At 54.1% G+C, this 255-nt stretch carries 1 rRNA gene; it reads left to right on the forward strand.

What is annotated here, in order from left to right:
* Positions 1-255, forward strand: a 16S ribosomal RNA gene (locus tag ACN6NB_RS19530); the annotation flags it as partial.

Here is a 255-nt window from a genome sequence, read left to right on the forward strand (position 1 = left end):
CCTAGAGATAGGGCTTTCCCTTCGGGGACAGAGTGACAGGTGGTGCATGGTTGTCGTCAGCTCGTGTCGTGAGATGTTGGGTTAAGTCCCGCAACGAGCGCAACCCTTGATCTTAGTTGCCAGCATTCAGTTGGGCACTCTAAGGTGACTGCCGGTGACAAACCGGAGGAAGGTGGGGATGACGTCAAATCATCATGCCCCTTATGACCTGGGCTACACACGTGCTACAATGGACAGAACAAAGGGCTGCAAGAC

It is taken from the genome of Bacillus sp. 11B20 (assembly GCF_056098985.1).